Below are 25723 nucleotides of genomic sequence, written 5' to 3' on the forward strand. Positions count from 1 at the left end.
ATTTTTTTGAGGCATGCTATTATTCCCTTGCTCTGCGGAAGACGCCGAGCTCAATTTAACATGAGGCTTTGGGATATCGTCCAACGGCAGGACATCTGACTCTGGATCAGAGAATTGGGGTTCGAATCCCTGTATCCCAGCCATTTTTTACGCGCTCTCTTCGTCCAGTGGCCCAGGACATCGGGTTCTCAGCCCGGTAACAGGGGTTCGAATCCCCTAGAGAGTGCCATTTTTTTATTCTCGTTCGGAAAACGCAACCAGAGGACGAAAAATATCGAGGCGCTTCACCTTCAACGGGTGAGGCGCCTCGTCTTTTTCATGAAAGAGCCGGCGGCACACGATTTTCCGCCGCGTCTGCTATAATATTTAACAGATAAAAATGAAAAACTCGTCTGTCCGCCTCGGACGGACAGCCGCATGCCGCAAGGGAACGGCCGAAAGGAGAGGAACCCATGAAAAAATACGATGTCGGCGCACCGATCGTTTTCAAAAAGGGCTTTCACGAACTCAACGACGAACCGCACCTCAACTATCAGTTGAACCGCATGATCAGCTGGAGCGGCGGCGATCTGGAGGAGGTGAGACGCGTTTCGCGGCAGATCAGAGACTTCGACGACTGGAAGAAAATCCTCATGGAGCTCGGCGCCCGGGCGCTCGCCGAAGAGCGCATCGGCAATGCCATCGCCTATTACCGGATGGCGGAATTCTACATGGACGGCGGCGATCCCGACGCCCTCGCGTGCTACAACAAAGCCCGCGAGCTGTTTTACGGATATTTTGCGGATTATTTCACGCCAGGTTCCGGCAGCGCGCCCGTCGTCGAGCGTCTGGAAGTTCCCTACGAGGACGTTACGCTGCCGGTCATGCACACAGAACCGGAACGGAAGAAAAAAGGCGTTTTTCTCGTTCATGGCGGCAACGACTCCTATTACGAGGAATTCTTCTTCCCGATGTTGTACCTGCGCGAACGGGGTTACGAAGTCTATCTGTTCGAAGGGCCCGGCCAGGGCGCGGTGACGCGGCTGCGCGGCCTTCCCTTTACCGCCGCGTGGGAAAAGCCGGTGGCGGCGATCACGGCGCGCTTCGATCTGCGCGACGTCGCGATCGTCGGCGTTTCGCTCGGCGGCTATTTCGCGCCGCGGGCCGCCGCGTTCGACAAGCGGATCTCGCGCGTGATCGGCTGGTCGGTCTTCCCCTCGTTCTGGGACGTGTATCGGGCGACGGCCGGAAAAGCGCGCGCCCAAGCGCTCCGCTCCCTCTTGAAAGCGAATATGAAAAGCGTCGTCAACGGACTCTTCCGCCGCAGCGTGAAGAAAGGGGACCTGCACGCGCTGGCGTTGGCAAAAATGCTGCCGCGCTACGGCGCGGCTACGCCGTTCGACCTCGGGCTGGCGCTCGCGGATTACGATCTGGCTCCCGTGGCGGAAAAAATCGATCAGGACGTGCTCATCCTCGGCGCGCAGCACGACATCATGATCCCCTACACGCTGGTCGGCAAGGAGATCGCCATGCTGAAAAACGCGCGTTCGCTCACCTTCCGCCTCTTCACCGACCGCGAAGAGGCCGGCGATCACTGCAGCTGCGGCAATACCCAACTGGCTCTGGACTCGATCTGCCGCTGGATGGACGCTCTGGACGCCAGGGACCGCGGATAAAAAACCGCAGAGCCGGCCGCCGTGCGACGGCCGGCTCTGCGGTTCTGTCTTTTTAAAAGGCCTCGCCGAAATTTCCGCCGTGACGCAAAAATGCGGGGCCTGTTCTCAAATTTCAAAATCGAGGGTATAATCTTGCGAAGGGTTTTCATGCCCTGAACGGAAAATGAATTTTCCTTGCTATCCAACCCAACATTACTTTTCAGGAGGGATTTCTCAATGCCAGTATCGAAAGAAGTCGTCCGGGAGCAACTCCGCAAAATCGGTCCCTATCACAAGTGGTTCACCGGAAAAGAGCGCCGCGCCCTGCCCAAGATCATCGACGAGGGCGAAGTGATCGAATTCCTGACCAGCGGCTACGACGGCAAAAAGAATACCGTGCTCGTCGTGGCGACCAACCGCCGCTTCATGGTGCTCGACTCGGGCATCGTCTACGGCAGCGACGACCGCATTTTCCCCTACGGCAAGATCAACTCCATCCGCGGCGAGCGCGGCATTTTCTTCGGCAAACTCCGCATCAGCACCGCCGGCGTCTCCGGCGACGACGTGGTGATCTCCTGGGTGCGCAAGACCGACATCGCCCGCATGATCTCCACCGTGTCCAAAAACATCGCTCTGGCCAAAGGCGAGTAGTTTCTTTACAAAAAAATTGAACCGGCCCTGCGCAGGGGCCGGTTTTTTTGTACCCAAACGCCCGTTTCAGCGGCGGCCGTACCGGGCCTTCAGCAGCGGCTTGATGCCGCCGGCTTCGAGGATCGTCAAAGCGTAATCGCCGACGGGCTCGCAGGGCAGCTCTTCGCCGCTGGTTTCGTTTTTCAGCAGCGAACGGGACAAGTCGAGCGTGAGTCGGTCGCCGTCCCTGACTTTTTTCGAAACTCCGGGGCAGGCCACGAGCGGGATGCCGAGGTTGACGCCGTTGCGGAAGAAGATGCGCGCGAAGGACTCGGCGACGACGGCGCCGACGCCCACGGCCTTGAGGGTGGCGGCGGCATGCTCGCGCGAGGAGCCGCAGCCGAAGTTCGTGCCGGCGACGATCAGGCCTCCGGGCCGGAAGCTGGCCGCAAATTCGGGATCGACGCCGGCCATGGCGTGGCGCTTCACGTCGTCGGGATCGGTCTCGGAGAGGAAGCGCCCGGGATAGATCTGGTCGGTGTCGATGTTGCTGCCGAAGACGCGGGCGCGGCCGGAAATGATTTTGTCCATGGGATGCCTCCTGATCACAGGAATTCGGCGGGATCGACGATCTCGCCGGCGACCGCCGCAGCCGCTACGGCGGCGGGAGAGCCGAGGTAGATGCGCGCCTCGGCGCTGCCCATGCGGCCGGGAAAGTTGCGGCTCGAGGAGCTGATGCAGTTTTCGCCTCCCGCGAGCATGCCCTCGTGCGTGCCGAGGCAGGCGGCGCAGCCGGGCGTGACGAACGTGGCGCCGGCTTCGACGAGCGTCTCCATGACGCCGCTTCTGACGGCTTCAAGCAGCACTTTGCGGCTGGCCGGCACGACGACGAAGCGCGCACCGCGCGGCACTTTCCGCCCCTTGACGACGCGCGCGGCGATTTCCAGATCCTCGAAGCGGCCGCCGGTACAGGTGCCGAGGAAGGCCTGCTGGATCTTCACGCCGGCGCAGTGCGAAACGGGATGCACGTTGTCGACGCTGTCCGGCTCGGCGATCTGCGGCTCGAGCGCGCCGACGTCGAAACGGTGCACGGCGGCATAACGGTAATCGGGATCGGTATCGTACACCGTGTAGTCGTCGATACCAAGCCGCCTCATGTGCGCGAAGGTGACTTCGTCCGGCTGGATCCACGCCGTCTTGGCGCCGATCTCGGTGGTCATGTTGCACAGCGTCAGGCGTTCGCACAGCGGCATACGGCGCACGGCCTCGCCGCAGAACTCGATCACCTTGTAGACGCCGTAATCCGCTCCCAACGCGCCGATGACGTGCAGGATCGCGTCCTTGGCGAAGATGCCTTGGCGCGGCGCGCCGTCGAGGACGATTTTGACCACTTCGGGCACGCGGAACCACAGCTGCCCGGAGATCAGGATCGCGGCCATGTCGGTGGCGCCGACGCCGGTGCCCAACGCCCCCAGCGCGTCGTGAGTGGTGGTGTGCGAATCGGTGATCACCATCAGGCGGCCGGGGCGCGAAAAGCCCTTGTCCACGCAGATCTGGTGGCAGACGCCCTCGTTCACGTCCATGAGGTTGGCGATGTTCTGCGCGTCGCAGAACTCGCGGAACTGTTTTTGGTTGTCGGCCTGCTGGATCGACGAGGCCGGCGCGTAGTGGTCGAGGAACATCACCACGTTCTGCGGCGAATGGACTGTGACGCCGCCGATCTCGAAAAACGAGCGCACGGTCTGCAGATACAGGTCGTTGATCCCGGCCACGTCGACCGTGCAGTTGACGATCTCGCCCGCCGCGACGGACGCGCGTCCGGCGTGGGCGGCGAGGATTTTTTCCGTTGCGTGCATTGCAGCATCTCCCCCCTGCGATGTCTGTGACAATGCGGGCCGTCCCGGTCAAAAGGATCGCCCCGCGCGAAATTATTTCACGCTCTTGATGCTGTCGATCTGAGTTCCGTCGCGGTATATGACCTTCGCCACCTCGCGGGTCCCGCGCGTGGGGCGGTTGGGCACGCCGGTCAGCTTCTCGGCCATGGCTTTGAGGTCGTGGATGTCCACGATCGTGACGCACGCTTCGGCCAGACGACCGCGCAGGGCCGCGCGGGCCGGATTGACGGCCACGCCCTTCTGGGTGACGAGCACGTCGACCGTGCGGCCGGGAGTGGAAATCGTGGTGACGCGGTCGGTGACGATGGGCAGGCGGGCGCGGATCAGCGGCGCGACGACGATGCACAGTTTCGCCCCGGCGGCGACGTCGCTGTGGCCGCCGCTGCCACCCATGATGAAACCGTTGGAATCGGTGTGCACGTTGACGTTGAAGTCGGTGTCGATCTCCGTCGCGCCGAGGATGGCCGCGTCGAGGCTGTCGACGCAGCAGGACTTGGACGTAGGCGAGGCGTAGCGCGTCGCCGAAATTTCCACGTGACGCGGATCGTCGCGGATCGAGGCCACGGCGCCGAGGTCGAAGCACTGCACGTCCATGATGGAACGGAAGCAGCCGGCGTTCAGCATATCGACGATGGCGCTGGTGATGCCGCCGAGGGCGTAGCCGCCCTGAATTTTTTCAGCCAGCATCACGTCTTTGAGGAACGTGGCGGCAGCCAGCGAAGCTCCGCCCGCGCCCGTCTGGAAGGAAAACCCGTCTTTAAGCAGGCCGGAGGCGCGGATCACGTCGACGGTAGTGCGCGCCATGGCGAGAGCGACGGGATCGCGGGTGATGCGCGTGGTGCCGGAAACGATGCCCCGCGGATCGCCGATGCTGTCCACGGGGACGACGCTGTCGACCCACTGCTCCTGGATCAGCGCGTCCTCGAGCGGGTACGGGACAAGGTTGTCGGTGACGACGATCGTATGCCGGGCGCAGCGCGCGTCGGCTTCGGCGTAGCCGAGGGAGCCGCAGGCGCTTTTGCCACGTTTGCCCGTGGCGTTGCCCATGGGATCGGCCGCGGGCGCGGCCACGAACGCCACGTCGATCGGCGTGACGCCGTTTTCGATGGCGCTCGGGCGGCCGCCGTGCGATCGGAAGACGACCGGCTCCTTCATGCCGCCCTCGGAGATGAAGCGACCGACCTTGGCGCCCATGTAGTTGGTCTCGATGCGGCTGACGAGACCGCTTTTGACGTGATCGATAATGGAGCTCTGCACGTCGAACACGGAGCTGCTGTTGAGCGTCAGACCGCGGTAGCCCATGGCGGCCAGTTCGGCCAGGACCATGTTCATCACGCCGTCGCCGTTGCGCAGGTGATGATGGAACGAGATCCTCATGCCGTCTTTCAGCCCGGAGCGGAGGACGGCGTCTTTCAGCGTGGCGACGACTTTGCTGTCTTTCATTCTTCGCGTCCTCCTTTGGCGATGGCTTCGGCCATGGCGATGGTCTGCTCGGCGCGCGCGACGATCGGCTTGTCGATCATCTTGCCGTACAGCGAGACGGCGCCGCGCCCCTGCTCCTTGGCCTGGCGGATGGCGGCGAGCACTTCGCGGGCGTAGTCGATCTCCTTCTGTGTCGGGCTGAACGCCTCGTTGACGGCGCGCACGTGGCGCGGCGAGATCACGGCCTTGCCGCTGAATCCCATGCTGCGCGCGAACCGCGCGTCCCTGGCGGCGCCTTCGTCGTCGTTGACGTCGGTGAACGGCGTGTCGTAGACGTCGATCCCGGCGGCGCGGGCGGCCGAAACCATGCGGCTGCGCGCGTAGAAGATCTCCGTTCCTTCCTTGGTGCGGGGGCAGCGCAGGTCGGCGGTCAGGTCTTCGGCGCCGAGGAAGATCGCCGCCACGCGCGGCGAAGCCGAAGCGACGGCGTAGGCGTTTTCCAGCCCGCGCGCCGTCTCGATCAGCGGGATCAGCTTCACGGTCCCGGCGGGAAGTCCGTGTCGTTTTTCCACTTCGGCCATGTAGGCGTCGAGCGTCGCGACGTCTTCCGCGCCGCCGACTTTGGCGGGCATGATCAAGTCGGGACGCAGCGGCACGATCTCGTCGAGGTCGGCCTGCCAGTACGGCGTGTCGAGCGAGTTGATGCGCACGGTCAATTCGACGTTTTCGAAGCCGAGCGCTTCGATGGCGTTGCGCACGAGGATGCGGGCGGCGTCTTTCTGGTCCGGCGCGACGGCGTCCTCGAGGTCGAGGATGACGTTGTCGGCGCCGAGCGCGTCGCCGTTGACGATGATGTTGGGCGTGTTGCCCGGCAGGAACAGCATGGAACGGCGCATTTACTTTTCCTCCTCCGCCGCGCGTTTGATCGCGGTCTCCACGCGGGCGCGGATCGTGCAGTCGAGCGCGCCGCGATCGACGACGCGCAGCGACGCGTTTTCCACCGCGAACTCCTTCAGCACCTCGCGCACGGTCTTCTCGATCGAAGCGCCGAACTGCGCCGTCACGACCGATTCCAGTTCGACGGCAACGCCGCGCCCCGGTTCGATCTCCACCAGCGCGTCGCTCGATTCCAGCGTGCCGGCAACGGCTTTTCTCCTGATCTCCAAACGGCATCCCTCCCTGTCAAAAAAACGAAGCGGCCCTTCTTCAGCGCCGACGGATCATCCGAATCGTTTTTATTCTAGCACGGGCGCTCCGTCTGTAAACGATGTTTTCGTCAGTCGTTGAGAAACAAAAATACGGCATTTCCGAAGAGTTTCGTGTATAATAGAAAAAATTATAACGTTTTGTTTACAGCAGTCTATGCTCCACATTCAAAAGGAGGAGTTCTCAATGGCAGAAAAAACGATTTACGAAATCGCGCTGGAGCGCCACAAGGAAACCGTGGGCAAGTTCGCCATGGTCAGCAAGATGCCCGTCACCAACATGCAGGAACTGGCCGTGGCCTACACGCCCGGCGTCGCCGAACCGTGCCGCGTCATCAACAAAAAGCCGGAAGAAGTTTACACTTACACGTCCAAGAGCAACGTCGTCGCCGTCGTCAGCGACGGCAGCGCCGTGCTCGGTCTCGGCAACATCGGCGCCAAGGCCGCCATCCCCGTGATGGAAGGCAAGTGCTGCCTCTTCAAGAACTTCGCGGGCATCGACGCGATCCCCATCTGCATCGAGACGCAGGACACCGAAGAGATCATCGGCATCGTCAAGAACATCACCGCCACGCTCGGCGGCATCAACCTCGAAGACATCGCCGCGCCGCGCTGTTTCGAGATCGAGGACCGTCTCAAGGCCGTCTGCGACATCCCCGTCTTCCACGACGACCAGCACGGCACCGCCGTGATCCTGCTCAGCGCCGTGATCAACGCGCTCAAAGTCGTGGGCAAGAAGATCGGCGACGTGAAGATCATCCTCAACGGCGCCGGAGCGGCCGGCACGGCCATCAGCAAGATGCTGACGCTGGCCGGGGCGAAGAACATCGTCGCCCTCGACAGCAAGGGGGCTCTGTCCGACGACATGGAGCTCGCCCCCGCCAAGCTCGCGCTCGCCAAGATCACCAATCCGAATCACGAAAAAGGCCAGCTGGCCGACGTGATCAAAGGTGCCGACATCTTCCTCGGCACCTCCGTCGGCGGCGCGCTCAAGGCAGAGATGGTCAAGACCATGGCGCCGAAGGCGATCATCTTCGCCATGGCCAACCCCGTGCCGGAGATCTTCCCCGACGAAGCCAAGGCCGCCGGCGCGATGGTCGTCGGCACCGGGCGCTCGGATTTTCCCAACCAGGTCAACAACTGCCTCGGCTTCCCCGGCATCTTCCGCGGTGCGCTCGACTGCCGCGCCACGCAGATCAACGACGAAATGCAGCTGGCCGCCGCCTATGCGCTGGCCGCGCTGATCCCCGACGAAGAACTGACGCCCGACCATATCATCGCCGACTCGTTCGACAAGCGCGTCGTGCCCGCGGTGGCGAAAGCCGTGGCCGACGCCGCCCGCAAGACCGGCGTGGCGCGGCTGTAAAAACTTTTCCATCCCCTATGGTTGTACCGGCGCGGCGTCGCTCGGGCCGAGCCGACGTCGCGCCGCGAAAAATTTTCCGTTCTGAGGAGGAATTCCACAAATGTCTGAAGAAAGCAAAAGCCTCAGGCTGTTCAACATGCCCTGGCAGATCTTCGCCGTCTTCGCGGCCATCGTCCTTGTGGCGACGTATATGGGCGTGCTGCCCAAAGGCATGATCGGCGCCTTTCCGTTCATGATCGTCGTCGGCGCCGTTCTCAACGAGATCGGCAACCGTTGCCCGATCGTCAACACCTACCTCGGCGGCGGCGCCATCGTCATCATTTTCGGCATGGCGACACTCTGTTATTATCATCTCATTCCCGACGCGACCGTCAAGATCGTCACGAACTTCATGAAAGGCGAAGGCTTCCTCGACTTCTACATCGCCGCGCTGATCTGCGGCTCGATCCTCGGCATGAACCGCGATCTGCTGATCCGCGCCGCGATCCGCTATCTGCCCGCCATCGTCGGCGGCGTCGCCGTAGCGATCGGCCTGGCCGGGCTGGTCGGCGAACTGACCGGTTACGGCGCCAAGCAGGCCATCCTTTACATCGCCGTGCCGATCATGGGCGGCGGCATGGGCGCCGGCGCGGTGCCGCTGTCGAAGATCTTCGGCGAGACGCTGGCGCAGAAACCCGAAGACATCATCAACATCATGATCCCCGCCGTCGCCCTCGGCAACGCCATGGCCATCGTCGCCGGCGGGCTGCTCAGCAAACTCGGCAAGTCGTTCCCCTGCCTCACCGGAAACGGCGATCTGCTCATCACCAAGGGCGCCGACGACGCCATTCAAGCCGACGAAGAATTTCTCAAAAAGCGCGATGCCATCAGCCTGACGGTCATGGGCGTCGGCCTGCTGCTGGCGACGGCATTCTTCGCCTGGGGACGCATCGTCGCGTTCTTCATTCCCAAGATCCACAGCTACGCCTGGATGATCATCTCCGTCGCCGTCGTCAAGGCGCTGGGGATTCTTCCCCAGTATTACGAGATCTGCTGCTACCAGTGGTTCCAGTTCGTCATGAAGAACCTCACGGCCGTCCTGCTCGCCGGCATCGGCGTGGCTTACACCGACCTCGGCCAGATCATTTCCGCCTTCTCCGGCCAGTACCTGTTGCTCGTCGGCGTGACGGTCTTCGGCGCCATCATCGGTTCAGGCCTCGTCGGTCGCCTCGTCGGCTTTTATCCCGTTGAGTCGGCCATCACCGCCGGGCTCTGCATGGCCAATATGGGCGGCACGGGCGACGTGGCCGTCCTTTCCGCGGCCCATCGCATGGAACTGATGCCCTTCGCGCAGATCTCCTCCCGCATCGGCGGTGCCTTCATGCTGATCCTCGCCAGCGTGCTGCTGCAGATCATTTAATGCGTAGAGTAGTGAAAGCGGAGAAAATTAAACAAAAGATGTCATCAAGTCACAAAGGGAAACGAATGAAATAACAAGCCCCCCTGACAGCCCAGTTGCCATCAGGGGGGCGTTTGTAATGTTCCACGTGGAACATTTTCGATCAATGAAGATTCATCAGTTTTTTCGCGTTTTATACCGCGCACCAATTCCTTTCGGATGCTGTGCCACGTTTTCAACGAGGCTGTGAGCCGACCGCGAGTGACAATTTTTACCGTCTCAGACCGAGGCGTTCGGACTCGTTCTGCCCCTAGTCGCCAGCCAGAGGAGAACGAGGGCCGCCAGGCCCACCGCGTCGCTCAGAGTGCCGGGATAAAGCAGAGCCAGGGAGCCGACCAGCGCCAGAAGGCGTTCATACCAGCGCAGCGGCGCCATGAAAAAGTTCTCGGTGAAGCAGGACAGCAGGAACACGCCCACCACGGCGGAAATCATCGCCTGGAACGTGACGAACCAGTTCGTGACGTTGGTCAGCAGGATCTCGGGAGCCAGCACGAAGATGAACGGCACGATAAAACCCGGCAGAGCCAGTTTGACGCCGGTAAAAGCCGTCCGGTTGGGATCGGCGTTGGCCAGGCCGGCAGCCGTGTAGGCGCCCACGCAGACCGGCGGCGTCACCGACGAGAGGACGGCGTAAAAAAACACGAACATATGCGCGTCCAAACCTCTTACGCCGAGCAGAGTCAAGGCGGGGGCCGCCACAGCGCTGGCCATGACGTAGCTCGCCGTCGTCGGCATGCCCATGCCGAGCAGCGTCGCGATCAGCAGCGTCACGCACATGGTCAGGACCAAATGTCCCCGCGTCAGCGCCAGCACGGCATCGCCGATGCGCAGGGCCACGCCCGTGGCGCCCATCATGCCGATGACGTTGCCGACGATGATGCAGGCCATGGCGACCGAAAGGGCGCCCAGCGAACCGTCTTTCAGCGTGTTGACGAACGTCGTCAGGTCCATGCGGTCGGATTTCTTCACAAAGCTCAGCAGCACGCAGCAGCCGATGCCCCAGCAGCCGGAATAGAGCGGATTGTACCCCTTGACCAGGAAGTAGACGATCACGAACAGAGGGATCGCTTTGTAGCCGCTCTTGACCAGGACTTCTCCGGCCCGGGGGAGCGTCTCCTTCGGCAGCCCTTTCAGGCCGAGGCGCGAAGCCTCGAGGCTGAGCGAACACCAGATGCCCCAGAAGTACAGCAGAGCGGGAACGATCGCGCAGAGCAGAACCTGAGTGTAGGGAATGTTCAGCGTATCGGCGATGATGAACGCTGCGGCTCCCATGACGGGAGGCATGATCTGCCCGCCGGTGGAGGCGGCCGCTTCGACGGCGCCGGCAAAGTGCGGTTCGTAGCCGATGCTTTTCATCAGAGGGATCGTGAAGGCGCCCGTCGTCGCCACGTTGGCCGACGTGCTGCCGCTGATCGTGCCCATCAGAGCGCTGGAGAGCACGGAGATCTTGGCGGGGCCGCCCTTCAGATGCCCTGTCAAGGCCATGGAAATGTCGTTGAAGAAATCCGACGTCTTCGTGGACGTCAAAAAGGCGCCGAAGAGCACGAACAGGTAAATGTACGTGGCCGAAACGCCCGTCACCAAACCGAAGAGGCCGTCCGTCGTCAGATAGAGCTCTTCGATGATGCGCGGGACCGACAGGCCGAAGTGTTGAATGGGGCCGGGCATCGAGCGCCCGAAGTAGGCAAACAGCAAAAACAGGAAGCAGAAGATCGGCAGCGGCCAGCCAAGCACGCGCCGCCCAGCGATAAACACCAGCGCGGTGAAGACGCCGCCAAGCCAGAGCTCGTAGCTGTAAACTTCACCGGCGCGAGTGGCGATGCTTTCATACGCGAAGAACACGTAAAGAGCGCAGGCGCCCGACGCGATCGCAAAGATCCAGTCAAGAGCCGTGGCGCGGTCGCGCGGCGATCTTTTCGCGGCCGGGTAAAGCAGGAAAATCATGGGAAGAATGAAAGCGACGTGAAAACTGCGCTGCTGCATCGTCGGCAGCACGCCGAAAAAGGCGGTGTAAAGCTGAAAGACCGCCAACGCGACGGCCAGGACCGTGATCAGCGTACCCATCGCTCCCGTGAAGGTACGGCGTTTGCCCGGTTTTTTCTGAAGCTGCCGAGCCTGAACGTTGGCGTCGGCAACGCTCTGGGCTGAAATGCGCGTCGTCATCGAGAAAAATCCCCCTCGTCTCAAAAACACATATTTTATAAAAGGCCAAGGACCGTGCAAAAACAGGGAGAGCCGGCAGGACTCTCCCTGTTCGATTTTCGCCGCGAGATCGTCTTTACTTAATCAGACCGATCTCCTTGTAATACTTGAGCGCGCCGGGATGGATCTCCATGGCGCAGCCGTCGAGGGCATGCTCGCGGCCGAAGTTGGAGAAATACGCAGGAAGACGCTTTTTCAACTCCTCCTGCCCCTCGAACATGGCCTTGACCGTCTTGTACACGACGTCCTCGCTCACTTTTTCGTCGGACAGCAGCACGCCAATGGCCGCGATCGTGTTGACGTCGTCGGGATGCTTGTCGTAAGTGCCGCCGGGGATGGTCGCAAGAGCAAAATAAGGATGCTCCTTGACGATCTGCTGACGCTTGTCCTCGTCGATGGACAAAAGGCGCACGCCGCCGGTGATCATGTCGGTGACCTGAGCGTTGGGCGCGGTCGTGGTCCAAAAGTTGCCCTGAACCTCGCCGGTCTTCAGGGCTTCGGCGCTCTCGGTCTTGCCGTAACGGTTGATCGTCACGTCTTCGTCCTTGATGCCGTAGGCGTTCAGAATAATGCGGCTATACGTCTCGATCCCCTGCCCGATGGCGCCGTAATCGATACGTTTGCCGCGGAAATCGGCGACGCTCTTCATGTCTTCGCCGCTGACCAGGACATGACACGGCATCGGATAGATGGCGGCGACGAAACGGATGCTCTTCACGGGCGCCTTGAAGGGGCCGGAGCCGTTCAAAGCCTCGTCGACCGTGGCGGACTGACACATGCCGAACTCCATATCGCCTTTCGCCAAGCCGTTGACGTTCTTTGTGGAACCGCCGGTCACCGCCGTATAGTTGACGCCGTTCTTGGCCGCGTTGCCGATCTGGGCAATCGTGTTGCCGATCAGATAGAATCCGCCGCCTACGCTGCTCGTACCGATGCGGGCGAAGTCAACCGCAAAACCGGCCGCTGCCGTCATTCCCAAGAACGCTGCTGCCGCGCAAACGCTTTTCACTGTCTTACGAATCATAACTGCTGCCTCCTCCTCAATGTTCTGACATTTTCTTAAGCAAACGAGCACTGCATTTTACATGATGAAAGCAACTTTTACTAAGCGAACCCAATTATGAAACACCTTTCCCCCTTTGTCAATGAGCAAATAATGTTTCTTTGTTACACACTGACTTCCATATTATGAAATAAAATGATAAAATTTTTGTAGCGCCAGTGAGTTCTTGAGAGTCTAGACTTTCACTCAAAAAACGAGGGGGAAAAATGTCTGCAAAATCAGTCAACGGAGTTTCATCGATAAGAAAATGTCTGTCAGTGCTCGACTGCTTTTCCGAGGATGCCCCACAGCTCTCGCTGACCGCCGTCACGAAAAAAACCGGTTTTTCCATGCCCACCACGCTGCGAGTTCTTGCGGCGCTGTGCGAGGAAGGCTTTCTTGAGCGCGACGCCAATCGTCTCTACCGCGTGAGCTGGAAGGCCTACCGCCTGGGCAAACTCTTTCAGGCGCACGACTCCATCAAAAATGCCGTGCTGCCGGTCATGCGGCGGCTGCGTGACGTATTCGGCGAAACGGTCAGTCTCTATTATAAACATGACATCTGGCGCGTCTGCGTCGAACAAGCGGTCAGCCTTCACGAGCTGAAGCGCATTTCTCATCCCGGCTCCTACTATCCGCTCTGGGCCGGCGCCACCGCAAAGATCTTTCTCGGCTTCATGACGTCCGACGAGATTCGACGCGTGTACGCGGAGGCTCCGCAGGATCGGAAGGAACGCTGGGCTCAGTTCCTCGGCGAAGTCGCCGAGGCGCGGCAGCGTGGTTACGCCGTCAGTCTGGCCGAACGCGAGGAAGGCACGTCGTCCATCGCCTGCCCGCTCTTCGACTTTATGGGCAAGCTGACGGCCTGCCTGTGTATCTCCGGTCCCAGCTTCCGTTTCACCGACGAGATCAAGGCGAAAGCAGCTCCCGTTATCGTCAGGGAATGCCGTGAACTTTCCCGTTCCTTCGGCGCGCCCGACTCGGCCCTCGGGACGCGCTCCCAAGCCCGGGGCTGACGCCGGGAGCGCCATTTCCGTCTCCATACAGTACGGGGCGGCAGCTTTTGAATTCATTCCAAAAGCTGCCGCCCCGTACTGCGTCATTTTTCGGTACGAAGCGAGGCCATCGCTTCGTACCGACGGCGCTTCGCCAGGTAATAGCCGAGCGTCAGCGCCGCGGTAGCCGCCCAGGCAAGCGGATAGCCGACATAGACGTGGATGATGCGGTGATCCAGCGCCAGCGCTACCGCCAGATAGAGCTGGCGCAGCACGACCATACCGATCAGCGAAAGGATCATGGGAACGCGCGTGTCGCCGTAGCCGCGCAGCGTGCCCAAGCAGACTTCGCGCAGGGCCATGAAACCGTAAAACGGCAGCATCACGTGCATCATGTCGATGCCGGCCGCTACGACGGCGGGCGCGTCGTTGAACAGTCTGATGCAGTACGGAGCGGCGGCGAAGAGCACGGCGCTGACGGTAAAGCAGTACGTCAGGGACAACAGCAGGCAGCTTTTGAAGCCGTGCTTGACGCGCTCGGCCTTGCGGGCGCCGACGTTCTGGCTCACGAAAGTGGTCTGTGCCATGCCGAAACCTTTGCAGGGCAGCGCCACGAAGCGATCGATCCGCTGCGTGGCCCCCAGTCCAGCCATCGCCGCCGCGTCGAAGCCGCTGATGTAGCGCCACACGAACAAGTTCGAGAAGGAGATCAGGCAGTTCTGCATTCCCGCCGGCATGCCGATCGAGATCACACGGCGCAGGATTTCCCGTTCGCGGGACAGTTCGCCGAAGGTGAGCCGGAAACTGCCGTCGTGCTTTTTCAGCCGGAAGGAGACGATGAACACTGCTACCATCTGCGAGACCACGGTCGCTGCGCTGACGCCGGCGACGCCCCAGCCCCAGACCACGACGAAGAGCAGATCGAGAACGATGTTGAGAGCGCAGACCAGCACGAGGACGTTGAACGGGCCGCGCGAATCGCCGACGGCGCGCAGCAGGCCGGCCGCCACGTTGTAGACGACGGTGAAGAGAATCCCGGCCAGATAGATGCGCAGATAGACGACGGCGTCGCCGTAAACTTCCGCCGGCACGGAGATCAGGCCAAGCAGTCCCGGCGCGGCGAAGATGCCGACGCCTGAGAGGATCAGTCCGAGCGCGGCCGCAAAGGCAAAGGCGGTGCGCATGGCGGCGCCGAGACGTTCGCGTTCGCCGCCGCCGAAATACCGGGCCGCGATCACCGAGGCGCCGATGGACATGCCGTTGAAAAATCCCACCACCATCTGCGAAACGGCCGAGCACACGCTGACGGCCGCCAGCGCCTTGTCGCCGACGAAATTGCCGACGACCATCGAATCCACCGTGTTATAAAGGTTCTGGAGCATTTCCGCCAGAACGATGGGCACCGCAAAGGCGACGATCTTTCCGATGATGCCGCCCCGAGTGAAGTCTACCGTCCGCCCCGCCACGATTCATCCCCCATTTCCCGATCGTCGCCAAGATTTTTTCACTTTAGATTCGTTCGCGCGGTTTGTCGATCGACCGAAAAACAAAAGCTCCTTCCGCAGGAATCCACTCGGAAGGAGCGACCGACAGCGCCGGAAAAGCATCTCTCATTCGTGACTCAAACAACGAATGCCCGCCAAGCCCTCCGGGGAGAGCCTCGACGCGAGCTGCGCAGGCCGCGCAGCGGTCGAGATGCTCCCGAGCGGCTGGACGCCCACGGAGAGCGGCGCCTCAGTTGTCGTTTCCTATCGAGGATCGGCGTCACTGATCGGGGCGGTAAGCTTTGTCCAGCATGTAGCTTTCAATGCGGTTTTCTCCCAGCGCCGCCAAATCGCCGCTTCTCAGGTTTTTCACGATGTTGGTGTGGAACGTGAGGATGCTTTCCAGGTCCTCGAGGCCGACGTTGTGGATCATGTACTGGAACAGGCGCGAATAGGTCTTCTTCAGGAGCTCGGAAGTCCAGGACAGTCCCGAGATCCCGTGGATATAGAAGTGGAAGCGGCATTCCAGATCGAAGAAATCCAGCTGTCCCTCCTGAAGGTTTTTCTCGAAGGCCGCGCGGATATCACGGTAATCGTCGATGCACTTCATCAGATACCGGTAATGTTCGTCGTTCAGCAGATGGTTTTTCACGATCCGAGAATAGACTTTCGACTCGAGCAGTACGCGCACATCGTAGATCTCCCCCACGTCGGCATTGGTGTACTGCAGCACCAGGGCGCCGCGCCGCGGCAGAGTTTTGACGATGCCGTAGGACTCGAGGATCTTCAGCGCCTCGCGCACCGGAGAGCGGCTTACCTTGAGCTCTTCGGCCACGTCGTTCTCGCGGATGAACGAGCCGGGCTGGAAGCGTTTTCTCACCAACAGCTGGCGGTGCAAATAACGCGTCACTTCCTCGGTAACGGACTGGGGAATTGCGGACTGATACGACATTTTATCATCTCCTCGGAGAAAACAATTTCACGGCAAAATTTTTTCTCGCAGCATAGAACGGCTCTTTCAAGAGATCGCGTCTTTCGCGTAAAGCGCCTTCAATGAACGGGAAGAACGACGACCCCAGCCTCGATAAAGCGCCTGGCAATGACAAAGAAACTCGGGACGAAGCCGTCATCCTGCGGAGGCTTCGTCCCGAGTTCTGCGCTCTCCTGCCGGACGGTGGAACGCGTAAAATCTTGCCGACGTTATTCTGCGCGAATCCGACGCGCCATCTCCGCGCCCACCTCGCGCAGGGCGGCTTCGTCGGCTTCGGTAGGGCAGCTTTTCACTTCCACGACCTTCTCGATCAGATCCCAGCCGGGCTTGGCGGCCAGCGCCTGCAGCGGCTTGAGCTCGGTGCCCTTGCTCCACGAATAGCAGCCGGCGACGGCGAGCACGCGGCCGCTGAGCTTGCAGTTGTCGATCTTTTCCACCACGGGCATCATGGCCGGGAACATGCCCATGTTGTAGCAGCAGCTCAGCAGCGCCAAGCCGCGGCTACGCCACGCGTCGCGGATGATCCAGCTCAGGTCGGCCGTGCCGGCGTCGTAGACTTTGACGTCCGTCACGCCGCCGCCGCACAGGCCGTCGGCGACGCACTCGGCCATGCGGGCGGTGTTGCCGTACATGGAACCGTAGACGATCACGGCGCTCTGCGTCGTCTCCTGGCGGCTCATGCCGTCGTAAAGGCGGACGATTTTTTCCACGCCTTCGCCGCGGTGGACGGGGCCGTGGGACGGGCAGATCATCTTGATCGGCAGCGCCGCGGCTTTCTTGAGGGCGGCCTGCACGTTGACGCTGAAGCGCCCCACGATGGTGGCGTAATAGCGGCGCGCCTCGCCGGTATAAACGTGCATGTCCAGCTCGTCGCCGAAGATGCCGCCGTTGAGCGCGCCGTAGCTGCCGAACGCGTCGCAGGTGAAGGCGATGCCGCTGGAGTTCTCGAAGGAGATCATCGTCTCGGGCCAGTGCACCATGGGGATCGTCGCGAAAGTGAGGCTGCGGGCGCCCAGCGTCAGAGTTTCGCCGTCCTTCACTTCTTTCGCGTTCACGGACGGGCCGTAGAACTGACCGATGAAGGCAAGCGCCTGCTTGTCGGCGACGACGGCGATGTTGGGGTACACCTGGCGCAGCATGCGGATGGCGCTGGAATGGTCGGGTTCGACGTGGTTGACGATCAGATAGTCCACGGGACGGGCGCCGATGATGCTCTGGATGCGCTCGAGATATTCGCCGAAGAACTCGGCCTTGACGCCGTCGATCAGCGCCACCTTTTCGTCGTCGATCAGATAGGAATTGTAGGAGACGCCGTAGGGCAGCGACCACAGATTTTCAAAGAGCGGCGTCTTGCGGTCGTTGACGCCGACCCACCAGATTTTGTCCGAGACAGAAATCGCCTTCAACATGAAAAAAAACCTCCCGGTCCAGAGTGTACTTTGACGCGCCGTGGGCACGAAACGATGGATATATGAAAACTATATCATTATACGATCCGGAGTCGGGACATGCAAGGCGGGCGAAAGCCCTTGCTCCCCGCGCCCGCCGCGGACGGCCCAAAAATTTTTCCGCAAAAAAACGGCGGGAGGTTATAATGATCGGCAGGACACGATCACATTTTTGCAAGGAGGTTTTTCGCGATGTTTTTCTCCGTTCTTCTCGTCCTTCTGACGCTGGGCGCGTTGCTGGCGTCCGCCTCCGCGGCGCGGGGCTGCACGACCATGGGAGCGGGACGCCAAGCCACCGCCGACGGTTCGGTGCTGGTCACTCACAGCTGCGACGGCTGGTACGACCAGCGCCTTCGCGTGATCCGCGGCGGCGACCACGCGCCCGGCGAGACGGTCGACATTTACAACGTCATGTGCCACGCCAACCACCCCGCCGAGCCGCTGCGCAAGGTTGGCTCTGTGCCTCAGGCGGCGCGCACGTACACCTATTTCCAGATCGCCTATCCGTTCATGAACGAACGTCAGGTCATCATCGGCGAGTTCACCTGGACGGGCCGGCCAGAGCTGGCGTCGCCGCAGGGCATCTTCTACATCGAAAATCTCGAGGCGCTGGCGCTGGCCCGCTGCGCCACCGCGCGCGACGCCGTGCGCCTGATGGGACAGTTCGCCGAACAATACGGCTACGCCGACGGCGGCGAAACGCTGGTCGTCGGCGACCCCAACGAAGCCTGGGTCTTCGAGATCGTTGGCGCCGGAACGGACTGGGAGCCGGGCTGCGGACGTCCCGGCGCGCACTGGGCGGCGCGGCGCATCCCCGACGACGGCTTTTTCGTGGGCGCCAACCGCTCGCGCCTCGGCGTCATCGAACTGGCCGAGAGCGACGCGCTCATGCTCGGCTCGGAGCTGACCGCGTACCCGGAAAAACAGGGCTGGTGGAAGCGGGGCGAGCCGTTCGACTTCTCCGGGATCTTCAATCCCGAACCGTACGGCTACGCCTTTTACGCCTCGCGCCGCGAGTGGCGCGCGCTGAACCTCGTCGCGCCGTCGCAGCAGTTCCCCGTCGTCACCTGCCGCGAAGCCTATCCGTTCAGCGTCGTTCCCGACAAGAAGCTGACCGTGCGGGATCTGATAGACGTTTACAGCGACCATCTCGAAGGCACCGAGTACGACCTCACCAAGGGACTGGCGGCCGGCCCCTTCGGCTGCCCCGTGCGCTGGTTCACGCCCGCCGCGAGCCGTCCCGAAGGGCGCAAAACCGACGACTGGGAGCGCTCCATCGCCATCTACCGCTGCGCGTACAGTTTCGTGGCGCAGTGCCGCGGCTGGCTGCCCGATCCCGTGGGCGGCGTGCTGTGGTTCGGGCTGGGTTCTCCCGATACGACCGTCTACGTGCCGGTCTACTGCGGCGCGCTGGACGTACCCGCGCCGTGGAGCGAGGGCAAGAGCCACGTCTTCGACCGCGACTGCGCCTGGTGGGCGTTTACGCTGGTCAACAACTGGGCCTGTCTGAGATGGGACGCCATGTACAGGGACATCCGCGCCCGCCGCGCCCGGTACGAAGAGCGTTTCTTCGCCGCGCAGACGGGCTTCGAGAACGAGATCGCCGACCTCTGCTCCCGCGGCCGCGAAGAAGAAGCCGCCCGGCGCGTTACCGAACACACCTGCGCGCAGATGGACGAGCTGTGCGAGGGGTGGTGGAGCTTCGCCTTCGAGCTGATCGGAAAGTACCACGACGGCGGCGTGATGACGCCTCAGGGCGCGATGACGACGCCCGGCTATCCTGCCGAGTGGCTGGAACGGGTCGATTTCGGCGCGACGTCGGAACGCGACCTGAAAAAACTGGGCGGCCAAAAGCTCAGCGGCTCGTTCTCGGGCATTTCGCTGTAAAGAAACAAGACAAGACGACACAATGGGGGAGGGCGAGCAGCCGGATAAAATCCAGCCGTTCGCCCTCCCCCATTTTCGACGGAAAACGCCTGATTTCTTTTTCTCGTCGTCGCGCCGTCCCGGCATCTTTCGGGATCCAACACGGAATGTTCCACGTGGAACATCAAAAATCGGGAAATGAGACAAAAAACTTTCGCGTCACGGCGACGTCACCGCGATTTTCATTTCCTCAGCGCGTAACGGTTCGTGGGACGGCCGACTTTCTGATATTCCAGCTCCAGCGTCGCCTCGCCGGCGGCGACCAGATATTCCAGATAGCGGCGCGCCGTGATGCGCGAGATCTTGAGGGCCTGCGCCGTTTCAACGGAAGACAGCGGCGAGGCGGCGTGCCCGAGGAGGTTCTTCACCTGCTGCAGCGTCTGCGGGTTCAGCCCCTTGGGCAGATCGTTGGCGGCCGTATCCTTCTGCTGGACTTGAAGCAGTTTGTCCAGCTCCTTCTGATCGATCTGGTCGGCGCCGCGGTTGAGACGGTTTTCCAGCTGCTGGAACGAACGCAGCGACGTCTGGATGCGTTCGAAGACGAAGGGCTTGATCACGTAATCGAAAGCCCCCGCCTTGAGCACGGCGTTGATCGTGTTGGTGTCGCGCGACGCCGACACGACGATGACGCCGACGGTACGGTTCATCTCGCGGATCCTCTGCAGCGTGGCCACGCCGTCCATGCCCGGCAAAAAGACGTCCAGGATCACGAGGCGGACGGGATGCCGCTGCAAAAACTCCAGCGCGTCCTTGCCGCTGGAGACCACTCCCGCGACGATAAATCCCGGGACGGCGCCGATAAACTGGCGATGGATCGCCGCCACCATCGGATCGTCTTCGACAATGAGCACATCAATAGCTTCCGGCATCAGAGAGCTCCTCCTGTTTCTTCGGAAGAGGGATCGTCACGGTGAAATCCGTGTACTCCCCCTCCGCAAAATCCACTGAAATGTCGCCGCCAAGCGACGTTACGATATTGCTGATCGTATAAAGTCCAAAGCCCGAAGGGCGGCCTCTTTTCTTGGTGCTGAACCCCTTGTCGAAAAGCCGTTCCGCGATGCGGGCGTTCATCAGCCCGGCGTTGTCGCGCACGCTCAGGAAGATGTAGCCCGATTCGTCGTACATGGAAAAACGGATCTCGGAACGTTCGTCGACGCCCTTTTCCTGAAGCGCTTCCACCGCGTTCTGCATCAGATTGCCGACGACGATCACCAGCGACCGCTCGCTGATCTCGGCGCTGTGATCGGCGCAGGAGCTGTCGGCTTCGAGAACAAAATTGATGCCCTGCTCGCGGCACAGTCCGGCTTTGCCCATCAGCACGCCGCAGACGGCGGCGTTTTTGATCCGCTCCGTCATGAACGAATGCGCCGACTGGCTCGAATCGGTCTCCGCGGCGATGTAGGCCACCGCCTTGTCGTACTGTCCCAGCTGGATCAGGCCGGAAATGGCCTGGAGCGTGTTCATGAACTCGTGATTGTGGATGCGCAGCGACTCCACGTACATCTTCACGCCCGTCATCTCCTCCGCCATGGCCTGCAGCTCGGAAAGGTCGCGCAGCGTGACGATGGCGCCGTAGCAGCGGCCGCTGATAAACACCGGCACTTTGTTGCACGACACCAGCGCCTCGCGCAGGTTCTGCTCGAGATTGTACACGGGCTGACAGTCGTCGATCACCCTGCGGATGTCGAGCCCGGGGATCAGTTCGTCGGCGATCTTGCCGACGTCGCTGTCCTTCAGGTCCAGCAGCAGCTTGGCGATGCGGTTCAGCATCGTGATCCGCCCCGCGGGATCGACGGCCAGGATCCCGTCGCAGACGAAATCGAGGATCCGGTCGCGCTCGTTGGAAGCGATGCGGATCTTTCGCTTCAGTTCGTGGTTCCAGAAGAGGATCGCGCCGACGAACAACAAAACGACACAGCCCGCCTGCACGAGAATCCGCGGACTGAGCAGGAATTCATCGTATTGCCCCAGCCATTTGTTCATCACGGCGTTATAGCGCCCGTCGAGCTTCATTTCCGCCAGCGCATGTCCGATCTTGAGCGTCATCGCCACGTCGCCGTGCAGCACCACCAGACCGCGCTCGTAGGATTGCAGCGGCAGCTTGCGCGCGTCGATGGCATAGCGGTAACGCCGCGTCTGCTCCAGCTGATAGCGCCCCTGAAACGTCTCGCAGACAAAGGCGTCGCACATGCCCGCCGCCAGGATGCGCAGCCCGTCGGCTGCGGACGGACAGTGCATGATCTCTTTTTTGAAGCCCAGATTCGTCAAAAATTTTTCTTCCGGCGCGCCGGCAACGACGCAGATCCTTTTTCCGCGCAGCTCGTTCAGCCCGTCGGTCCGTCCGCTCGGCAGGAATACGGTCGACGATTCCCACAGGAACGGCAGGGCGAAGCACAGCGAATCCCGCTCCGCCTCGGGAAAGCCCTCGAGGATCCGCGCCACGTTCTCGGCCATGCCGGGATCGATCGGGTCGAGATTGCGCACGGCAAGATACCCGAATCGTTCCTGCTCGGGATCGACCGGGTAGAGCGAACCGAGCACGATCTCCGGCTGGATCTGGTACATGGAGTTTCTCACGTCCCCCGCGCCGCGCGGCGAAAGGAGAAAGCGCATCTTCTCCTTCTGAGCGATCAGCTCGAGCAGATCGACGTACACGCCCCGCATTGTGCCGCGAGAGTCGATCTGAAGATACGGAGGCTGCGTCTCCATACAGAGCACGCGTATTGTCCGCCCTTCGCCCGCGCCGATCACCATGTCGGGCACCGCTTCAACCCCAGCGGCGGTTTTTCCGCTCCACAGGATCTGCATCAGACAAAAGAGCGGCAGAGTCGTTCGCAACACCGCACGGAAAATTCTCGTCATCTCAGCACCGTCACTCGTTCGGATGATCGATATTGTCATCTTGCGAATCCGCGCAAAAAGACAAAGATCTTGTTTGTTAATAATAACACATACCGAATAAAAAGAGGAGCCTTATGCAAAATGGGGTCAAACATCAGAGAGTAAAGAAGGCGATGCCGTTCGGCAAAAGCAATGAATTCGGATTTCTCCATGGAATCACAACGACGTCCGCAGCGTCGACGGTGTTTCTCGTAGCTTTTCTGGGTTTCAGCTTTGCATCTTGTTTTGTCCCCTTGTACAACCTCGTTTGATCTCATCGCGCACCGCGTTGGGGACGCAGTTGAGCTCTTTGACTCTTTGAATGACCGACCACCCGTCTTTGGGACGTCCCTAAATTGGTATCCGGCCAGCGTAAGTCAGATGTTTTCCCTTTCGGCGTCCTTCTGTGGTAGAATTGCCTCACAGCAGCATCCTCCGTGGCGGTGTCGATTGGCGCTTATTTAGGGGGCTTGTTTTACTTCTTACCCTCCCAGATGTTCAACTTCACTTTGCAATGAGCCATCACGAGTATCCGTGTGGTGTAGATTCAGGACAAAGCCGGCCGCGCTGCTGAGTCGCCGGTGCGATCATGGAACGGAGCGTGAAAAGCATGAATCTTTTTCTCTGTTACGACAGATGCAGCACATGCAAAAAAGCCGAACAGTGGCTGAAAGACAACGGCGTCTCCTACGAAAAGCGCCCTATCGTGGACGCTCGCCCCACGGTCGCCGAACTGCGCGCGTGGCACGAAAAAAGCGGTCTGCCTGTGCGGCGCTTTTTCAACACAAGCGGAATACTCTACCGTTCGCTGAACGTCAAGGACCGCCTGCCCGGCATGTCCGACGAGGAAGCGTATGAGCTTCTGGCCACAGACGGGATGCTCGTCAAGCGTCCTCTGCTGGTTACGCCTGAAGCCGTGCTGCCCGGTTTCAAAGAAGCGGACTGGGCCAAGGCCCTGAAAAAACAGCGCCTGTGAAAAACGCGCATCGCGTCAATCATGAGGCCGTCTCAAAAGTCAATTGAGGCGGCCTCTTTGCTATATCTTTGATGAGCTCTATGCAGTGCTACAGCACTGCATAGAAGCGGAACGAAGCGGTATCATGTATCTTGAAAGACAGTTCTGTAGTTTTGGGACAGCTTCTCTCAATGACTCATAATTTTCAGACGACAACACACGTAAAGAACAAAACGACGGAATCATTTCCTAAATCTTTATCTCGCTGGGGAAAACTGTTACACTTTTAATGGTTTGGACGTTTCTTTAATCGAGAATTTGCGTCAACTCTTTCATGGGCATGAGAAAAGAAATTTTGTTCAAAGCGCCATCTTCAGTTGGACACATTCTTGCCAGATCTTCCTTCTTAAATTCCTTATCGTGCAGTACCGGGCCGTCCATGGGGGCAGCGCGGAGTGTTCTTATAAATCCTGCAAACGGCAGGCAGATTTCAAGGAGGTCATTAGGAATGGAAATGAAACGTTTCTCGGCAGCGGCCTTCGCCAGCGCCGCCCTGCTCTTCTCGGCGGCGGCGGCGATGGCCTGCACGCCCATGGGAGTGGGCGCCAAGGCGTCGGCGGACGGCTCCGTCATGGTGAGCCACACCTGCGACGGCTGGTACGACAACCGCATCAAGATCATTCCCGGCGGCGACCACAAAGAAGGCGAAATGGTCGACATCTACAACGTCATGTGCGTCGACACCCGCCCCAACAAGCCGCTGCGCAAAGTCGGCGAGATCCCACAGGTCGCGCACACCTACACCTACTTCCAGATCGGCTACCCCTTCATGAACGACCAGCAGCTGATGATGGGCGAGTTCACCTGGAGCGGGCGCGACGAACTGGCCTCCACCGAAGGCCTGATGTACATCGAGAACCTCGAGGCGCTCGGACTGGCCCGCGCCAAGACGGCCCGCGAAGCCATCAAGGTCATGGGCGAGCTGGCTGAAAAGTACGGCTACGCCGACGGCGGCGAGACGCTGATCATCGGCGATCCCAAGGAATGCTGGGTCTTCGAGGTCTGCGGCGGCGGCCTGTGGAACAAGGATTCCGGCACCCCCGGCGCTCACTGGGCGGCCAAGCGTCTTCCCGACGACGAAGTGTTCGTCGGCGCCAACCGTTCGCGCCTCGGCGTCATCGATCTGAACGACACCGAGAACACCATGCACTCCACCGACATCACCAAGCTGCCCGAGGCCATGGGCTGGTGGAAGCAGGGCGAGCCCTTCGATTTCTCCACGATCTTCAACCCCGAGCCCTACGGCTACGCCTACTACGCCGCACGCCGCGAGTGGAGAGCCCTGAACCTGGTCGCTCCTTCCCTGAAGTTCCCCGTGCTGGCCAAGTGGGAGATGTACCCCTTCTCCGTCAAGCCCGACAAGAAACTTTCCGTCAAGGACATCATGGACGTGTACAGCGATCACCTTGAAGGCACCGACTACGACCTCACCAAGGGCCTGGCCGCCGGCCCCTTCGGCTGCCCCAGCCGCTGGCAGACGCCCAAGGACGTTCGTCCCGAAGGCCGCAAGGGCGACGACTGGGAGCGTCCCATCGCGCTGTTCCGCTGCTCCTACAGCTTCGTCTCCCAGAGCCGCGCCGACATGCCCGACGCCGTGGGCGGCGTGCTGTGGTTCGGCGAGGATTCCCCCGATACCACCGTCTACGTTCCCATCTACTGCGGCGTGACCTCCGTGCCCAAGGCGTGGAGCGAGACGAAGCGTCACGTGTTCGACCGCGACAGCGCCTGGTGGGCGTTCAACCTCGTCAACAACTGGGCGACGATCCGCTGGGACGCCATCTATCCCGAGATCCGCGCCAAGAAGGCCAGCTACGAGGACAAGTTCTTCGCCGACCAGAAGACGATCGAAGACCACGCCGTCGAGCTGTACAAGAAGGATCCCAAGAAGGCGGTCGAATACCTGACGGCCTACACCAACAAGGCCATGAACGAAGTCAACGACGGCTGGTGGGATTTCGCCTTCGAGCTGATCGGCAAGTACTGCGACGGCGGCGTCATGCAGCCCGACGGATCGCAGAAGACCCCCGGCTATCCCACGGAATGGCTCAAGGCGGTCGACTTCGGCGGCATGACCGAGCGCGACCTGAAAGCAACCAACAGCAAGTAGTTTTTTCGCTTCCGCACCAGCGTTAAAAAGCCGGCGGAACTTT

Annotated in this window: 20 protein-coding genes and 2 tRNA genes; 10 read left to right on the forward strand and 12 right to left on the reverse strand. The window is 61.0% G+C overall.

From position 1 onward, the window contains the following. Positions 1-69: 69 nt before the first annotated feature. The 4 genes from RAH42_RS10150 (at position 70) to RAH42_RS10165 (ending at position 2285) form a co-directional block, all read left to right on the forward strand. Positions 70-143, forward strand: a tRNA-Gln gene (locus RAH42_RS10150). A gap of 10 nt (positions 144-153) precedes the next feature. Next, positions 154-229, forward strand: a tRNA-Glu gene (locus RAH42_RS10155). 223 nt (positions 230-452) lie between these two features. Beyond that, a complete protein-coding gene (locus RAH42_RS10160; protein WP_078016660.1) occupies positions 453-1655 on the forward strand; it encodes an alpha/beta fold hydrolase in 1203 nt (400 codons plus the stop codon). Between the two features lie 216 nt (positions 1656-1871). After that, complete coding sequence (locus tag RAH42_RS10165; protein ID WP_078016661.1) at positions 1872-2285, forward strand: PH domain-containing protein; 414 nt, start codon at positions 1872-1874, stop codon at positions 2283-2285. 66 nt (positions 2286-2351) lie between these two features. Here the strand turns inward: RAH42_RS10165 and RAH42_RS10170 are convergent, their stop codons facing one another. The 5 genes from RAH42_RS10170 to citD form a co-directional block, all read right to left on the reverse strand. Then, positions 2352-2855, reverse strand: a complete 504-nt coding sequence (locus RAH42_RS10170; RefSeq protein ID WP_317539417.1) for a 3-isopropylmalate dehydratase small subunit — start codon at positions 2853-2855, stop codon at positions 2352-2354. A gap of 14 nt (positions 2856-2869) precedes the next feature. Continuing rightward, positions 2870-4120 (reverse strand): aconitase/3-isopropylmalate dehydratase large subunit family protein, encoded by a 1251-nt coding sequence (locus RAH42_RS10175; protein ID WP_317539418.1) that lies wholly within the window; start codon positions 4118-4120, stop codon positions 2870-2872. A 72-nt stretch (positions 4121-4192) separates the two neighbouring features. Further along, positions 4193-5602, reverse strand: a complete 1410-nt coding sequence (gene citF, locus RAH42_RS10180) for a citrate lyase subunit alpha (protein ID WP_317539419.1) — start codon at positions 5600-5602, stop codon at positions 4193-4195. Then, positions 5599-6477 (reverse strand): CoA ester lyase, encoded by an 879-nt coding sequence (locus RAH42_RS10185; RefSeq protein ID WP_078016666.1) that lies wholly within the window; start codon positions 6475-6477, stop codon positions 5599-5601. Before RAH42_RS10185 ends, citF begins: the two co-directional genes overlap by 4 nt. Then, on the reverse strand, positions 6478-6747 hold the full coding sequence (gene citD / locus RAH42_RS10190) for a citrate lyase acyl carrier protein (protein ID WP_078016667.1): 270 nt from the start codon (positions 6745-6747) through the stop codon (positions 6478-6480). It lies immediately after the preceding gene. A 226-nt stretch (positions 6748-6973) separates the two neighbouring features. Here citD and RAH42_RS10195 point away from each other — a divergent pair, with 226 nt between their 5' ends. Together RAH42_RS10195 and RAH42_RS10200 are read left to right on the forward strand one after the other, a co-directional pair. Further along, the gene (locus RAH42_RS10195) at positions 6974-8152 is read left to right on the forward strand and encodes an NADP-dependent malic enzyme (protein WP_078016668.1); all 1179 of its coding nucleotides are present in this window, start codon (positions 6974-6976) and stop codon (positions 8150-8152) included. 100 nt (positions 8153-8252) lie between these two features. After that, entirely contained in the window at positions 8253-9551 is a 1299-nt protein-coding gene (locus tag RAH42_RS10200; protein ID WP_120372868.1) for a 2-hydroxycarboxylate transporter family protein, read from the forward strand. A gap of 258 nt (positions 9552-9809) precedes the next feature. Here the strand turns inward: RAH42_RS10200 and RAH42_RS10205 are convergent, their stop codons facing one another. Both RAH42_RS10205 and RAH42_RS10210 read right to left on the reverse strand, forming a co-directional pair. Then, positions 9810-11753 carry a TRAP transporter permease gene (locus RAH42_RS10205; RefSeq protein ID WP_317539420.1) on the reverse strand — a complete coding sequence of 648 codons (1944 nt, stop codon included), beginning with the start codon at positions 11751-11753 and terminating at the stop codon, positions 9810-9812. 115 nt (positions 11754-11868) lie between these two features. Next, positions 11869-12816, reverse strand: a complete 948-nt coding sequence (locus tag RAH42_RS10210) for a TAXI family TRAP transporter solute-binding subunit (protein ID WP_078016670.1) — start codon at positions 12814-12816, stop codon at positions 11869-11871. Between the two features lie 245 nt (positions 12817-13061). Between RAH42_RS10210 and RAH42_RS10215 the strand changes: the two genes are divergently transcribed. Continuing rightward, positions 13062-13850, forward strand: a complete 789-nt coding sequence (locus RAH42_RS10215; protein WP_317539421.1) for an IclR family transcriptional regulator — start codon at positions 13062-13064, stop codon at positions 13848-13850. Positions 13851-13933: 83 nt separating this feature from the next. Here RAH42_RS10215 and RAH42_RS10220 read toward each other — a convergent pair whose 3' ends face one another. From RAH42_RS10220 to RAH42_RS10230, 3 genes are all read right to left on the reverse strand, one after another. Continuing rightward, complete coding sequence (locus RAH42_RS10220) at positions 13934-15295, reverse strand: MATE family efflux transporter (RefSeq protein ID WP_317539422.1); 1362 nt, start codon at positions 15293-15295, stop codon at positions 13934-13936. Positions 15296-15593: 298 nt separating this feature from the next. Then, positions 15594-16265, reverse strand: a complete 672-nt coding sequence (locus RAH42_RS10225) for a GntR family transcriptional regulator (protein WP_078016674.1) — start codon at positions 16263-16265, stop codon at positions 15594-15596. 248 nt (positions 16266-16513) lie between these two features. Continuing rightward, positions 16514-17713: an FprA family A-type flavoprotein gene (locus RAH42_RS10230; protein ID WP_078016675.1), complete on the reverse strand. Its 1200-nt coding sequence runs from the start codon at positions 17711-17713 to the stop codon at positions 16514-16516. A gap of 231 nt (positions 17714-17944) precedes the next feature. Here RAH42_RS10230 and RAH42_RS10235 point away from each other — a divergent pair, with 231 nt between their 5' ends. After that, positions 17945-19639, forward strand: coding sequence for a C69 family dipeptidase (locus RAH42_RS10235; protein ID WP_317539423.1), 1695 nt, complete (start codon positions 17945-17947; stop codon positions 19637-19639). A gap of 221 nt (positions 19640-19860) precedes the next feature. Here RAH42_RS10235 and RAH42_RS10240 read toward each other — a convergent pair whose 3' ends face one another. After that, complete coding sequence (locus RAH42_RS10240; protein WP_078016677.1) at positions 19861-20547, reverse strand: response regulator; 687 nt, start codon at positions 20545-20547, stop codon at positions 19861-19863. Further along, complete coding sequence (locus RAH42_RS10245; protein ID WP_317539424.1) at positions 20531-22540, reverse strand: transporter substrate-binding domain-containing protein; 2010 nt, start codon at positions 22538-22540, stop codon at positions 20531-20533. Before RAH42_RS10245 ends, RAH42_RS10240 begins: the two co-directional genes overlap by 17 nt. Before the next feature lie 628 nt (positions 22541-23168). Between RAH42_RS10245 and RAH42_RS10250 the strand changes: the two genes are divergently transcribed. Both RAH42_RS10250 and RAH42_RS10255 read left to right on the forward strand, forming a co-directional pair. After that, positions 23169-23534 (forward strand): arsenate reductase family protein, encoded by a 366-nt coding sequence (locus RAH42_RS10250; protein ID WP_078016679.1) that lies wholly within the window; start codon positions 23169-23171, stop codon positions 23532-23534. Between the two features lie 487 nt (positions 23535-24021). After that, a complete protein-coding gene (locus RAH42_RS10255) occupies positions 24022-25680 on the forward strand; it encodes a C69 family dipeptidase (RefSeq protein ID WP_078016680.1) in 1659 nt (552 codons plus the stop codon). The last annotated feature ends 43 nt before the right edge of the window (positions 25681-25723 follow it).

The sequence above is a fragment of the Pyramidobacter sp. YE332 genome (assembly GCF_033060595.1).
In the GTDB taxonomy this organism is placed as follows: Bacteria; Synergistota; Synergistia; order Synergistales; family Dethiosulfovibrionaceae; genus Pyramidobacter.